The following is a 15,058-nucleotide window of genomic DNA, read 5'->3' as shown; positions in this document are numbered from 1 at the left end:
ATCACGACGAGATATATGACACCGGACCAAATAACGTACACCGTCTTCGGTATAGTAATCGTGCTGGCCCTGATATTCGATCTTGGATTACTCAGTAAAAAATCCACTACCATCTCCATTAAGAAAGCATTGCTGCAAACCTGCTTCTGGGTTTCTTTGTCCTTGGCTTTCTTTGCCTTCATGTGGTATGAAGAAGGCAGCCACATGGCGGTATCCTACCTCAGCGCTTACCTGATGGAATGGTCGCTTTCGATTGACAATATATTTGTATTTATATTGATATTCGCTTTTTTCAAAGTCAAGGAAGAACAATATGCCAGGGTACTCCTCATCGGTATCCTGATGGCCATCTTGTTCCGCGCCGTATTCATTACGATCGGGGTAACCCTGATCGCGAAATTCCATTGGTTGTTGTATATCTTCGGCGCCATCTTGGTGTATACGGGTTTCAAGATGTTTAAAGCGGATCAACATGAAGAATTTAAACCGGAAGAAAATATCGCGTATAAATTCATGAACCGGTACTTGCGCATTACGCATGAAGATCCCCTGGGGAAATTCACCATGAAGCGGGATGGTAAAACTTACCTTACCAATTTATCCGTGGTGGTGGTCATGTTGGCAGTAACGGATGTTATCTTTGCCTTAGACTCCATCCCTGCCGTATTTGCTATATCACAGGATCCGTTAGTAGTATATACCTCGAATATTTTTGCCGTACTCGGATTACGTTCATTGTTCTTCTTATTGAGAGGCGCGGTTAACAAGTTCGATTACTTGCAGCAAGGTATTGCCATTGTATTAATATTTATCGGCTTGAAAATGTTACTCGAAATCTTCAAAATCAAGTTGCCGGTCTATGTATCTTTGATCATGATCGTACTTTGTTTAGCAGGATCAATCGTGTATTCCATTTACCGCCAAAAAGAAAAAGAACCAGCGCAGGAACCATCAGAATAGTTTAAGGCACATCTTCCAACCGGCGTTTGAGAAGGGAAAAGACAGTAAGCATTATCGGAACCAGCACCACGCTCATTTATCCTTATACCTGGAACCGGCAATAGCCAACTCTTTGATTTTAATTTGATGAACGTGTATAACGCAGACAGTACCAGTAAATTCCTTAAGGGAGAATTACTACAACAAACCGGGAACCCGGAATTCGAGCATATTTTATTGGACAGCCGTAAACTCAATTTCGCGGAAACTTCCGTATTTATTCCATTGGTGAGCAACAGGAGAAACGCACATCAATTTATCGACGAAGTGTATCAAAAAGGAGTCAGCAATTTCATCGTCAGCGAAACTCCGGACTTGTCAAAGTATCCCGAGGCTAATTTCATATTAGTAAAAGATACAATGCAGGCATTGCATGCACTCGTGGCGCATCACCGCCAACAATTCCAAATACCTGTAATCGGCATCACCGGAAGCAACGGTAAAACCATCGTAAAAGAATGGCTCTACCAATTGTTGGAAAAAGATTATAATATCGTTCGTAGCCCGAAGAGCTATAACTCGCAAATAGGCGTTCCCTTATCTGTTTGGCAGATGAAACCGGAAAATGATCTCGCGATCTTCGAAGCCGGCATCTCCCAACCGGGCGAGATGGTGAACCTGGAAAAGATCATCCGGCCAACTATCGGGGTATTTACCAATATCGGGGAAGCACATAACGAAGGCTTCCTGAACATCCGCCAGAAAATCAATGAGAAACTGGTGCTGTTCATGAAAAGCGATGTGCTGATATATTGCAAGGATTACCTGGTATTGAATGAATGTGTCAACACTTTCCACAACCAAGTTGGTAAAAAAGAAGGTGACAACAGTATGCAGATATTGAGCTGGTCAAGAAAAACCGAGGCCGATATCCGCATTATTAATATTGACAAAGAAGAGAATAGTACCCGCATCGATGCCATGTTCAAAGAAGAACCGATGCATATCACGATCCCGTTCGTGGATGAAGGTTCTATCGAGAACGCTATCCATTGTTGGGTAGTGATGTTGTACCTGGGTAAATCGCAAGAAGTGATACAGGAACGCATGCTCGGCCTGGGAAATATCGCGATGCGACTGGAGCTGAAACAAGGTATCAATAACTGCTCCGTTATCAACGATAGCTATAATTCCGACCTCGGCTCATTAACCATTGCCCTCGACTTTTTACAACAGCAAAGGCAGCACCTGCTGAAAACAGTGATCTTGAGCGATATCTTGCAAAGCGGTAAGAGTGAAGCCAGTTTGTATGAAGAAGTGGCCGACCTGCTCGATAAAAAGGGTATTCAGAAATTAGTCGGCATAGGTAAAGGTATCGGCAGGGAAAAAAGGGTATTCCAGCAATTGCCCAACCTCAAAAGCGCATTTTATAATAGTACGGAAGAATTTCTACAGGAATTTAATCCGCAAGAATATAATAATGAAACCATACTGGTAAAGGGCGCCCGGGTATTTGAATTTGAAAGAATCATCAAGTTACTCGAACAGAAAGCGCATCAAACCATCTTGGAAATCAACCTGGGAGCCATTTCTCACAATGTTCAGCAATACCAGGCCATCCTGAAACCCGGCACCAAGCTGATGGGTATGGTGAAGGCCTTCTCCTATGGCAGCGGTAGTTACGAAATCGCGAGCCAATTGCAGTTCATGGGCGTAGACTACCTCACCGTGGCTTATGCCGATGAAGGCGTAGAACTCCGCCGCGCGGGAATTACCTTACCTATCATGGTCATGAATCCCGAACCCAGTTCATTCGATGCCATCTTGCAATGGAACTTGGAACCGGAGATCTATTCATTACATGTATTCCAGTTATTCGAAGAAGAAGTACGCATAGCGGGGAAAACGCAATATCCTATCCATTTGAAGCTCGATACCGGTATGCACCGTTTAGGTTTCGAAAAGAAAGATATTCCGCGGTTGATTAAGTTATTGATGGAGCAAGATTATTTCCATGTGAAGTCCATATTCAGTCACCTTGCAGCCAGCGAAGATCCTTTCATGGATGCTTTTACTAAAAAGCAAGGTGAATTATTTACAGAGATGAGCGGGGAGATCAGGAAAGCATTGTGCTACCCGGTATTGCGGCATATTGCCAATAGCGCCGCGATCAGCCGCCATCCCGACTTGCAATTTGATATGGTCCGGTTGGGAATCGGTATGTACGGCATCGATGGCAACCCGGAGATGCAAGAAAAGTTGCAGAACGTGAGTACACTGAAGACCACCATAGCACAAGTCAAAAAAATTCCTGCCGGCGAACCTGTTGGATATGGAGCTAAGTGGAAATCTAAAAAACCGGCTACCATCGCCACGGTGAGAATTGGTTATGCTGATGGATACCCGCGCAACCTTGGCAATGGCAAAGGGAAGATGATGTTACATGGTCAATTAGTGCCTGTAGCCGGGGTAATAGCCATGGATATGTTGATGCTGGATGTGAGCGCAGTACCCAATGTGCAGGAAGGTGATGAGGTGCTCGTGTTTGGAGCCGCGTTGCCATTGCAGCAACTTGCCACCTGGGGAGATACGATACCGTACGAGATTATGACAGGCATCTCGCAAAGGGTGAAAAGAGTATATTTTCAAGAATAACATCATATTTTAACGTAATATTACTAGCGAAGGATTTCCGAGTTTGGATTATTCGCTTATTTTTGAGAAAATTTGATTCATTTTGAAATATCGTAACGTTGTACTGATTGTAGTCCTGGTGTTGATCGTAGATCAGGCATTGAAGTTTTGGGTGAAAACAAATATGGCCATAACCGAGCAATTCACCATTTTCCCGGATTGGTTTCATATTCATTTTATCGAGAATGAAGGAATGGCTTACGGCTTACAATTCGGTGGTGAATTTGGAAAGATATTCCTGACATTATTCAGGTTGATCGCGGTAGTTGTTGGATTCGTGTTCATGCGTAAGCTGGTGCGCGAAAATTATCACAAGGGCTTATTGATCTGCGGTTCATTAATCCTTGCCGGCGCTGCCGGGAACTTGATCGACAGTATGTTTTACGGTTTGATCTTCTCTGAAAGTACGCCTTACGAGGTTGCACAGTTCTTACCGGCAGGTGGCGGCTACGGTACTTTCCTGCATGGGAAGGTGGTGGATATGCTTTATTTCCCGTTATATGAAGGTTACTTGCCCAAGTGGGTTCCTATTTGGGGAGGTGAATATTTTATCTTCTTCAGACCCGTGTTTAACATTGCAGATGCGGCTATTTCCATCGGCGTTATCAGTATCTTGGTATTCCAAAGAAGGTTTTTACATGCCCATATGGAGCAAAAAAAGCAAACCTTGAAAGCTAACCAAGATGAGGCGATAGTATCGTCCGGAGATCAAGATCATGCATCGGGAGAGCATGACAGCCAGCAAGAAACATTATAAAAATCATTTATAAAAAACATGGCCGGGGAAATTCATATTTCCCCGGCCGTACTTTTTCTTATAGGTAAATATTCCTGGTTCGTAATTGATATCCCATCCTAAACTGCGGTTTATAACCGCTTACCAACAGTATTACGCCTTCTTTTAGAAAATTTCTATTTATAAAAATTTGTAGATACAAATATTTCCCCCTACCTTTAGTCTACAATTTCTATAGACTATACTACTTTTATAATTCATGTCTAATAACGAAGCGATAGATAAATTAGAGCAAGCCCCGGCGACTTTTGAGTCGCAGGAAGTGTTGATCGACCTTGTCAACGACGATAATAAAAAGAAATATTGGCTGTGGATCATGATCGCAGCGGGGATTGCCATTTTGGTGGCCACGCTATGGTTTACTTATCTTTTCGGGATAACGGCCGCTACGCAAGCAAAGATCCATGATGTAGTCAGTACGGTTTTTACGGATAAACTAATGTTTTTTATCGGCGTGGGATTGGTTGCACAAATCATCGACGGCGCGTTGGGTATGGCCTACGGCGCTTCATCTTCATCCATGTTACTAGGTATGGGCGTTCCCCCGGCAATTACGAGTACCAGCGTGCACGTAGCCGAAGTATTTACGACCGGGGCAAGCGGGATCGCGCATTTTAAACTGGGAAATGTTAATAAGAAATTGTTCCTGAATTTATTGATACCCGGTATGATCGGCGCTATTATCGGCGCCTATTTGCTATCCGACAAAATAGACGGCGATGTGATTAAACCCTTCATGAGCGCTTACTTATTGATCCTCGGTATCATGATATTAAGGAAGGCATTGAAGAAAAAGCAAACACGCAGCAAAACGAAACGCCTCGGGCCATTGGCCTTTTTCGGCGGTTTCATGGATGCCATCGGCGGCGGTGGTTGGGGACCGATTGTTACATCGACTTTATTAAGCAAGGGCCGCACCGTTCATTATACTATCGGTTCGGTGAATGCCGCCGAGTTTTTCATTTCCCTTTCCAGCGCCGGAACTTTCCTGTTATTCAACGGTATCGATAGTTGGCAAGTCATCGTAGGTTTAGTCATCGGCGGAGTCATGGCCTCCCCTTTCGCTGCCATCCTGGTAAGAAAAATAAAAAGGAAACCCCTGATGATCATGGTGGGAGTAATGGTTATCCTTTTAAGTCTCCGCACGATATACCTTGTCATGTTCCAATAAATTTTATAAAATATTGTATATAAACGGATTATAATGAATCTTTCATTATTTTTTTGCCGAATTATGCTTATCTTAGGAAAGTTTAACGAAAATTAACGCATCGTTTGTTACACCATTTATTAACCAAAGTCTAAAAGCCACCATACCTCGTGTGGTGGCTTTACAGAAACAATTCAATCTCAAAACTTATTGCATAAAAATAGCCGGCCCTTTTATGAGCCGGCTATTTACATATTTTCAGCAATTAAATTTTATCTGCCTTTCAATTCTCCTACCATCTTGGATGGATCAACCCATTGGTCAAATTCCTCGGCGGTAACATACCCCAATTTCAAAGCCATTTCTTTCAAGGTAGTTCCTTCTTTATGTGCTTTTTGGGCAATTTCCGCAGCTTTATAATAACCGATATGCGTATTTAAAGCCGTTACCAACATCAGCGAATTATCAACATGTTTCTTAATGTTCGCTTCGATCGGTTCGATACCAACCGCGCATTTATCATTAAAGCTAACGCAACCTTCCCCGATCAATCGCGCTGAATGCAGGAAGTTGTATATCATCATCGGTTTAAACACGTTCAGTTCGAAATGACCCGTTGCACCACCGATGTTGATGGCCACATCGTTTCCTAAAACTTGCGCCGCGATCATCGTCAATGCTTCACATTGCGTCGGGTTCACTTTACCCGGCATGATGGAAGAACCCGGTTCGTTATCGGGGATATGTATTTCACCGATACCTGCACGCGGGCCGGAGCTCAACATCCGGATATCGTTGGCGATTTTCATCAGGCTAACAGCAACGGTTTTCAAGGCGCCGTGCGCTTCAACGATAGCATCATGCGCAGCGAGTGACTCAAATTTATTTTCTGCTGAAACAAAAGGCAACCCTGTCAGTTCAGCGATCTTCTTAGCTACGTTTGTAGCATAACCTTTCGGTGTATTAATGCCGGTTCCTACCGCGGTTCCACCCAAGGCCAATTCGCTCAAATGCGCCAAGGTATTATCGATTGCACGCAATCCGTGATCTAGTTGTGAAACGTAGCCGCTCAGTTCCTGCCCGAGCGTTAACGGCGTTGCATCCATGAAATGGGTACGGCCGATTTTCACAACGTGCATATATGCTTCGGCTTTGTCGGCCAAGGTATTCCTCAACTTGGTAATACCCGGGATCGTCACTTCCACCAACATTTTATATGCCGCGATGTGCATGGCTGTCGGGAAAGTATCGTTCGAAGATTGAGATTTATTTACATCGTCGTTCGGTGCAAGGAATTTCTCCTTATCTGTCAAGGCGCCGCCGTTCAATACGTGACCGCGGTAGGCAACTACCTCGTTCACGTTCATATTGGATTGGGTGCCTGAACCGGTTTGCCAAACTACCAAGGGGAATTGATCATCCAATTTACCTTCCAAGATTTCATCACACACCCCGGCGATCAGTTTCGCTTTCTCTTCCGGTAAAACACCGGCCGCTTGGTTCGTCAATGCCGCGGCTTTTTTCAGGTATGCAAATGCCCTGATAATTTCGATCGGCATCCGGTTGGTGCTTTGAGCAATTTTGAAATTTTCAACGGAACGTTGGGTCTGTGCGCCATAATACGCGTTGGCAGGCACTTTTACCTCACCCATCGTATCTTTCTCTATTCTGAAGTCCATAAACGTAATTTTTGGGATACAAACCTACATGAATTCAGGCAAAAAGGCTATATTTTTCCGTATCCAGCTTATATATAATTAATTATTCCCCCTTAAAATCCGGCTTCCTTTTCTCCATGAAAGCACTTGCCCCTTCTTGTAAATCCCTAGTAGCGAAGCATTCCCCGAACTGTTGCGCTTCGGTTTTAAAACCGTCTTCCCCTTCCTTGTAATATGCATTTACGCACTTGATTACTTTGGCAATGGCTAAAGGCGCTTTTGCATGGATCTTCAGGAGTATTTCCCTTGTTTTTTCTACTAACTGGCCAGCCGGAACAACATGGTTTACCAAACCTAGCTGCAAAGCCTCGGCTGCATCGATCATATCCCCCGTCATCATCAGCTCCATAGCTTTTCCCTTCCCGATCAATTGTACCAAACGCTGCGTGCCGCCGTATCCCGGGATCAATCCTAAGTTCACTTCCGGCTGACCAAACTTTGCATTCTCGGCGGCTACCCTGAAGTGGCAAGCCATCGTTAACTCGCAACCACCCCCCAAAGCAAAGCCGTTTACTGCTGCTACTATCGGCTTGGGACTTTCTTCGATCCGTTGAAAAATTAGCTGGCCGCGGTTAGCTAGATCCGCGCCTTCTTCTGTATTTAACTGTAGAAATTCGCTGATATCGGCCCCGGCAACGAAGGCTTTTTCGCCTGCTCCCGTGATGATCGCACTTCTTACATCAATATTATTATATACTTCATCTACCGCCAGGGCCAGCTCGCGCATTACCTCTTGATTTAAGGCGTTCATCTTGCTGGGCCTGTTGATCGTAATCGTTAAAATACCGTCTGCTAATTCGGTCGTCAGGTTCGTGTACATGGTGTATGTTTTTTAGGCTAACTAAGTTACGTCAAATTCGGGGGAATGCCTTATGGTAGCATCCATTCCATTACCGCAAATAAAAAACGGGCTGCCGAAGCAACCCGTCCTTGCAAAAATTATTATATAGATAGAAAAAATGACTACCAGCAATCGCAACGCGAAGCTTTACCAAACTCGTAGGTAAAGGATAAGGCTGCTACCCTTACCCTGTAATCCTGGTAAGGCTTGGGATCCACTCCCGTTGGCGGTTTATGCAGTGTAAAATCCGTATTCATGAAATTTTGGGGATAATATTGCGCCCTGATTCCGAAGAATTGATTGAAACGCACGCCGACGAATAGCGAAGGCATCCAAAGGGGCGTCCTGTCGCTGAACCATTCATTGAACTTATCCACCTTTTTACCATCAACAAAAGTCTTTTCTTTATAATTCATCGCGAGGTCATATTGCCCCCCGAAGTAGAAATAATTTGTCCCGTTTACATCACCGATCTTGAAGGCTACCGGCACTCCCAGCGTATATACGCGGCGCTTAATCTTCACGCCCGGTTCTTCCTTCGCGATAAATCCTAGGTTTTTCACTTCTAAGCCCGTGAACATACCGATCTTCCGGCTGAAATTGATATTAAAATGCGGGCCCATCTGGAAAAATTGCGTGAAACGTACATTTGAATGCACGGCATCCCCGCCTATTTTTACCTGCGAGCCGGCAAACATACCCACATGTCCCATGAAAGTAAAATAAGTCGATCGGGGCTTTACAATCTCTTTATTGGGATGGTGCGCGAACTTAAAAGTCCATTTACGCTCATTCTTAGCGTTGGTTTCGGTTGATACTTCTTGTGCAAAACTAGCGGTCGACAAGCAGCCGAGTAAGCATAGGCATCCTATAAAACGGGTGATTTTCATATAGCTTGCTTTTTTAAAATTTCCTTGACTTTAAATAAAGACGACCAGGTTTTAAAAAAGTTTCAAAAATTTAAAAATTTCTGTGCCCGGCAGTCCATGCACTGATATAATCAGCTATTTCATGGGTATTGGTGCCGGGAGGGAATAGCTTTCCTACGCCCATATCATACAATTCCGTCATATCAGTGTCCGGTATAATGCCGCCCCCTGTCAATAATACATCATCCATCCCCTTGTCTTTCATGAGCTGGATGATCTTGGGGAATACCGTCATATGCGCCCCGGAAAGAATACTGATCCCGATAGCGTCCACATCTTCCTGCAAGGCAGCATTTACGACCATTTCAGGCGTCTGCCTTAAACCTGTATAAATCACTTCCATACCTGCATCTCTCAATGCTGCGGCGATGACCTTTGCCCCGCGGTCATGCCCGTCTAATCCTACTTTTGCCACTAAAACCCTGATGGGCCTGTTGATTGAGTTGACCATTCTGATTGAATTATTCAACTGTAAATGTAACCTTTTTTAATATTCCCGGTGGACTTGCAGGCAACATCAAATGTGCATAACCGGTAATTTCATGTGAATTTCATGTTTAAAATCACAAAAACACGGTTCATAACCTTAGAAACATGGTAATATAACCTAGCAAAACTTGTGAATAGCCTATTAACAACTGTGCATAGTATAAAAATTAGGTGACAATTCAGTATCTTTACAGCTACACTTAATAACGATGAAGAACAAAGTACTCCTTCTACAACCCGATCTACAGCAATTTTTCCAGCAGCAGTAAAGCTGAAACTGGGAATATCTCCCCCTTTGTTACATCTTGAAAAGTTACTTTATATTACATTTGCAATCCGGTAAATATACTTTATGAGCGAAGAAAGATCTCTGAATTTTATAGAACAAATCGTTGAAGATGATATCGCCAACGGCGTAAACGGTGGCAGGATTTTAACCCGGTTTCCCCCGGAACCAAATGGTTACCTGCATATCGGCCACGCGAAATCCATCTGTTTGAATTTTGGTTTGGCAAAAAAATACAATGGCAAGACAAACTTGCGTTTCGATGATACGAACCCGATCACGGAAGATACCGAGTACGTGGATTCTATCATGAACGATATTCGATGGCTGGGTTTTGAATGGGCCGACGTGTTTTATGCTTCCGATTATTTTGACCAGTTGTATGCCTTTGCAGAAAAACTGATCGGGAAAGGATTGGCTTACGTGGACGATTCCAGCGCGGAACAAATTGCTCAATTAAAAGGCACGCCCACCACTCCCGGAACGGACAGTCCTTACCGCAACCGCAGCGTGGAAGAAAACTTGCAGCTTTTCCGGGATATGAAAGCCGGTAAATATAAAGATGGCGAAAAGGTACTCCGTGCCAAGGTAGATATGGCCGCACCGAATATGCACATGCGCGACCCGATCATGTACCGCATCAAGCATGCCCACCACCACCGTACCGGGGATAAATGGTGCATTTACCCGATGTATGATTTTGCGCATGGGCAAAGCGATAGTATCGAAGAAATCACCCATTCGATCTGTACGTTGGAGTTTATTCCGCACCGCCCGCTGTACGACTGGTTTATCAAATCCTTGGAGATTTTCCCATCGCACCAATACGAATTTGCCAGGCTGAACCTGTCCTACACCGTGATGAGTAAACGTAAGTTGTTGCAATTGGTGAACGAAGGATACGTTTCGGGTTGGGATGATCCGAGGATGCCTACTATCAGCGGGTTCAGAAGGAAAGGATACACCCCGTCCAGCATCCGCAATTTCTGCGACAGGATCGGCGTAGCCAAAAGGGATAACCTGATCGACTTAAGCACCTTGGAGTTTTTCATCCGCGAAGAGTTAAATAAAACGGCTAACCGCGTGATGGTGGTGTTGGATCCCATTAAACTGGTGATTACTAATTACGGCAAGGACAAGGTAGAAATACTCAAAGGTGAAAATAACCCGGAGGATCCCGGTAGCGGCAGCCGCGAGATACCTTTCTCCAATACGATTTACATCGAGCGCGAAGATTTTATGGAAGAACCGCCGAAGAAATTCTTCCGCCTCGGCCCGGACCTGATGGTACGCTTGAAACATGCTTATATAGTGAAGTGTACCGGCTTCGACAAAGATGAATCCGGTAATATTACCACTGTATATGCCGAGTATATCGAGAACAGTAAAAGTGGTGAAGATACCAGCGGCATCCATGTAAAAGGTACGATTCACTGGGTAAGTGCAGCCCATGCAAAAACCGCCAAGGTGAATTTGTATGACCGCTTATTCAAAGTAGAGAACCCGGCTATGGAAGAAGGCGATTTCAAAGATTTCATCAACCCTGATTCATTGCATGTAGTAGAAAACGCATACATCGAACCGAATTTAGCTTCTGCCAAAGTAGGTGATCGTTTCCAATTCTTGCGGAAAGGATATTTTAGCGTAGACCCGGACAGCAAGGAAGGGGCGTTGATTTTTAATCGTACGGTTACATTAAAAGATACCTGGGCGAAGGAATCGAAGAAGAAATAATATACTTGATATACAAACTATATGCGGGGATGATTAATGATCGTCCCCGTTTTTTTATTGTGACGGGTCGCAGAAGAATTTAAAAATCATTCCGACCAAACACACCTACTACATCCACGAATATATTTTTCTCACCGCAGCGGGTAAATAAAATCCCGCTATACTTTTTCAAGCATAGCGGGATTTTAAAATTATCTAAAAAAATTACGCGTTAAAAGCAGGTAATCCCTTCTTGATCCGGTCAGCGGTTTCGCCTGCGCCGAGTTGTTCTGCAATGGCAAATACCGTTGGGCCAAACTTACCGCCTGTCAACATGATCCTGAACGGCAATTGCAGTTCGCCCATTTTGATCTCCCTTGTTGCAGCCAGTGCCTTGAAGCTTGTTTCCAAGCTCTCGAAATTATATGGCTGTAAGCCGGGCAACTGTTGCATCCATTCTTCGAAGAAAGCTTGTTTTGCAGGGGTCCATTTCGGTTTGATGGCATCTGCATCATAAGAAGCCGGGGCTTGGAAAAAGAAGAATCCTTGATCCCAGATTTCATTTACAAAATGCAAACGTTCTTTTACCAGGTCTGCAATGGCAGCTACTTTATCCTCGCTGGCTTGAATACCTTTGCCAAGTAAGTATGGCATGAATAATGCGGCCAACTCCGCGCCGCTTTTCTTTTGAATATGTTGATGGTTAAACCATTTGGCTTTTTCAAAATCGAATTTAGCGCCGGATTTATGCACCCTTTCAATGCTAAATTTCTCTTCCAATTCCTCCAGGGAGAATATTTCCTGTCCCGTTCCATCATTCCAACCTAATAATGCCAGCATATTCACAAAGGCTTCCGGCAGGAATCCCAGCTCGCGGAAACCACCTGTTAACTCGCCGGTATTAGGATCTGTCCAGTTCATTGCATAAACGGGGAAACCCAAGCGGTCGCCATCACGTTTACTCAGCTTACCATTTCCATCCGGTTTCAGGATCAAAGGTAAATGCGCCCATTGCGGCATGCTTTTTTCCCAGCCCAGGTATTTCCATAATAATATATGTACCGGTGCAGACGGCAACCATTCCTCACCGCGGAAAGCATGGGAGATCTTCATCAGGTAGTCATCGACTACCACTGCCAAGTGGTAAGTCGGCATACCGTCTGCTTTCAATAATACCTTGTCATCCACCGTGCCGGTGTTGAAGGTAACATCCCCTCGGATCATGTCCGTGAATGTCAACTCATCATTTGCGGGCATCTTGATCCTGATCACATGCGGCGTATTTTTGCTCAATAATTCCTCTACTTCGGCAGGGAGTAAAGTCAAAGAATTGCGCATGTGCATGCGGATATTGTGGTTATATTGCGGGGAGTGGTTCCCGTTAATCCTTTCTTGGTCACGCATCACTTCCAGTTCGTCCGGGGTATCGAAAGCGTAGTAGGCGAAGCCATCTTTAACGAGTTGTTCCGCGTACTGGCGGTACAATGCCTTCCTTTCGCTCTGGCGGTATGGGCCATAGGGGCCACCCAGTTCCGGGCTTTCGTCCGGGTTAAGGCCACACCATTTCAAGCATTCAACGATATATTCCTCGGCACCGGGAACATACCTTGTTTGATCCGTATCCTCGATGCGTAATACAAACTCGCCGCCATGCTTTTTAGCAAACAAATAATTAAACAGAACCGTACGTACACCTCCTAGGTGCAGGCCACCGGTTGGACTTGGTGCGAAGCGCACCCTAACTTTATCATGTGCCATATTTCGCAAAGGTAATATTTAACGGCTGAAAAACAGGAAAAGCACCGGGTAAGAAAATTTGAATTTTGGTTGATGATATGCTTGTTTTCGTAACATTCCTTTACTTTGCAATAAGTTCAATTAACAGCAGGAAAACCCATTACATGTTTTATTTTACAAAAACACCCGGATTTCTAAAAGCGATTTACAAAAGCTGCGTTTGGAGTCTATCCCCCGCCGTACCCAAGGTATATATCACTTTTGATGATGGCCCGCATCCTACAATTACCCCGTTCGTGCTGGAGCAACTCAATAAATATGGCGCGAAGGCCACCTTTTTTTGCATTGGCAAAAACGTGCTGGCACATCCCGAAGTGTATCAACAGGTTTTAAACGAAGGTCATGCAGTTGGCAACCATACCCATAACCACCTTAACGGCTGGAAAACAGGCAATGCCAAGTATCTCGAAAATATAAGCGAAGCCGCAAAATATATTGATTCACATTTGTTCAGGCCACCATATGGCCGCATATCACCATTCCAGATCAAGCATCTGAAGGAGATGCAGCCACCTTATAAAATCATAATGTGGGATGTTTTGAGCGCGGATTTCGATACGGATATCAGCGGGGAACAGTGCGTGCAAAACGTGGTATTCAAGATACAACCAGGCTCCATCGTGGTATTTCATGATAGTGAAAAAGCTTGGGATCGATTGGAATACGCTTTGCCAAGGGTTTTAGAGTTTTGCAAGAAGAAGGGTTGGGCCATGGAAGCATTGCGCTAAAAAATAGAGGCTACCGGGATGGTAACCTCTACCTATTTGCAAGCAAAGTAATTGAACAAATTAATTAGGCAAAGTGATTTCTATCTGCTTATTCTTGTAAGTCATCATGGCCTTGTTATCACAGTCGCCATTACCGTAATCAATACTGGCAGCATTACCATATACCACGATATCCATAGTACCTTGGCTAACATAGCCGCAGTTTAGTTTCCTAACCAATGGCGATGTAATATTCACCGAAGCGCCATTGCCATCGCTATTTTCAACGGTAGCGTTGCCGCTTACGGCATATACATCATCTAATAAATTCAATGGCGTGGCAGATCCCGCGGTTTGCTCCACGGTTTTGATGCCATTGTATTTAACCCATAACGTATCGCCATAGGTCAGTTTACCTTCAGTAACCTTTGTGGAATATTTAAATACATTATTGGCTGATAAATTAGTTATCAACACTTCACCTTGCACAGCTACATTATTGACCTTGTAGTTTTCAAAGGTAACGGTGGCAGTGCTATTGGTGCTTAATAACGGCGCACTGAGCACTATTTTCATCTTACCGCTTCTTACACGGCTGCTATCGGTGCATCCCGCATCGAAGTCAACGGTTACCGTTTTAGGCCAGGTTTCCAGGTCCAGCGGAACGATGCTCACGGAAGCAGAACCGCAATACCAGATCTTTTGGGAAATGACATCCTGGAATTCCGAGCTTCTACGCCCCAAGCTACCCTGGTTGTTAGCATTTAATGCCAAGGTCACATCGAAAACATCATCGTAAGTTTCGCTGGCAACGGCTTGTTGTGCGGCTAATCTTATCACGGCATTATCGTCAACATCCTGCTGTGTTTGCTTATTATCCTTTGTACAGGCAAAGAATAGGGTCGTAGAAAAAACGGCTAATACGGCCGCAGTAATCACCTTGTTCGTGTTAAAATAACAATGCATTGTAGATTTTTTATAGAGTATGGTAACTTTGCA

12 protein-coding genes are annotated in these 15,058 nt (G+C 44.3%); 6 read left to right on the top strand and 6 right to left on the bottom strand.

What is annotated here, in order from left to right:
• Positions 1-15: 15 nt before the first annotated feature.
• From COR50_RS07475 to COR50_RS07460, 4 genes are all read left to right on the top strand, one after another.
• Complete coding sequence (locus COR50_RS07475) at positions 16-960, top strand: TerC/Alx family metal homeostasis membrane protein (protein ID WP_098193421.1); 945 nt, start codon at positions 16-18, stop codon at positions 958-960.
• Positions 961-1,086: 126 nt separating this feature from the next.
• Positions 1,087-3,594: a bifunctional UDP-N-acetylmuramoyl-tripeptide:D-alanyl-D-alanine ligase/alanine racemase gene (locus tag COR50_RS07470; protein WP_232516299.1), complete on the top strand. Its 2,508-nt coding sequence runs from the start codon at positions 1,087-1,089 to the stop codon at positions 3,592-3,594.
• A gap of 82 nt (positions 3,595-3,676) precedes the next feature.
• A complete protein-coding gene (locus COR50_RS07465) occupies positions 3,677-4,390 on the top strand; it encodes a lipoprotein signal peptidase (RefSeq protein WP_198405802.1) in 714 nt (237 codons plus the stop codon).
• Between the two features lie 238 nt (positions 4,391-4,628).
• The gene (locus tag COR50_RS07460) at positions 4,629-5,600 is read left to right on the top strand and encodes a sulfite exporter TauE/SafE family protein (protein WP_098193419.1); all 972 of its coding nucleotides are present in this window, start codon (positions 4,629-4,631) and stop codon (positions 5,598-5,600) included.
• Positions 5,601-5,851: 251 nt separating this feature from the next.
• Here the strand turns inward: COR50_RS07460 and fumC are convergent, their stop codons facing one another.
• The 4 genes from fumC to COR50_RS07440 all read right to left on the bottom strand — a co-directional run bounded on the left by fumC (position 5,852) and on the right by COR50_RS07440 (position 9,518).
• Positions 5,852-7,258 (bottom strand): class II fumarate hydratase, encoded by a 1,407-nt coding sequence (gene fumC / locus COR50_RS07455; protein WP_098193418.1) that lies wholly within the window; start codon positions 7,256-7,258, stop codon positions 5,852-5,854.
• An 82-nt stretch (positions 7,259-7,340) separates the two neighbouring features.
• Complete coding sequence (locus tag COR50_RS07450) at positions 7,341-8,117, bottom strand: enoyl-CoA hydratase/isomerase family protein (protein ID WP_098193417.1); 777 nt, start codon at positions 8,115-8,117, stop codon at positions 7,341-7,343.
• Between the two features lie 143 nt (positions 8,118-8,260).
• Complete coding sequence (locus COR50_RS07445) at positions 8,261-9,028, bottom strand: hypothetical protein (protein ID WP_098193416.1); 768 nt, start codon at positions 9,026-9,028, stop codon at positions 8,261-8,263.
• 70 nt (positions 9,029-9,098) lie between these two features.
• Positions 9,099-9,518, bottom strand: coding sequence for a cobalamin B12-binding domain-containing protein (locus COR50_RS07440; protein ID WP_098193415.1), 420 nt, complete (start codon positions 9,516-9,518; stop codon positions 9,099-9,101).
• Positions 9,519-9,908: 390 nt separating this feature from the next.
• On the opposite strand from COR50_RS07440, the gene COR50_RS07435 reads away from it, so the two are divergent.
• On the top strand, positions 9,909-11,576 hold the full coding sequence (locus COR50_RS07435; RefSeq protein WP_098193414.1) for a glutamine--tRNA ligase/YqeY domain fusion protein: 1,668 nt from the start codon (positions 9,909-9,911) through the stop codon (positions 11,574-11,576).
• 204 nt (positions 11,577-11,780) lie between these two features.
• Here the strand turns inward: COR50_RS07435 and gltX are convergent, their stop codons facing one another.
• On the bottom strand, positions 11,781-13,313 hold the full coding sequence (gltX, locus tag COR50_RS07430) for a glutamate--tRNA ligase (RefSeq protein WP_098193413.1): 1,533 nt from the start codon (positions 13,311-13,313) through the stop codon (positions 11,781-11,783).
• 143 nt (positions 13,314-13,456) lie between these two features.
• On the opposite strand from gltX, the gene COR50_RS07425 reads away from it, so the two are divergent.
• Positions 13,457-14,080, top strand: a complete 624-nt coding sequence (locus COR50_RS07425; RefSeq protein ID WP_098196130.1) for a polysaccharide deacetylase family protein — start codon at positions 13,457-13,459, stop codon at positions 14,078-14,080.
• Positions 14,081-14,140: 60 nt separating this feature from the next.
• Here COR50_RS07425 and COR50_RS07420 read toward each other — a convergent pair whose 3' ends face one another.
• Positions 14,141-15,025, bottom strand: coding sequence for a hypothetical protein (locus COR50_RS07420; RefSeq protein ID WP_098193412.1), 885 nt, complete (start codon positions 15,023-15,025; stop codon positions 14,141-14,143).
• Between the last annotated feature and the right edge of the window lie 33 nt (positions 15,026-15,058).

This window comes from Chitinophaga caeni (assembly GCF_002557795.1).
GTDB classification, from domain to species: domain Bacteria; phylum Bacteroidota; class Bacteroidia; order Chitinophagales; family Chitinophagaceae; genus Chitinophaga; species Chitinophaga caeni.
The sequence above is the reverse complement of the archived record's forward strand: the minus strand, read 5'-3'. Positions and strand labels throughout refer to the sequence as shown.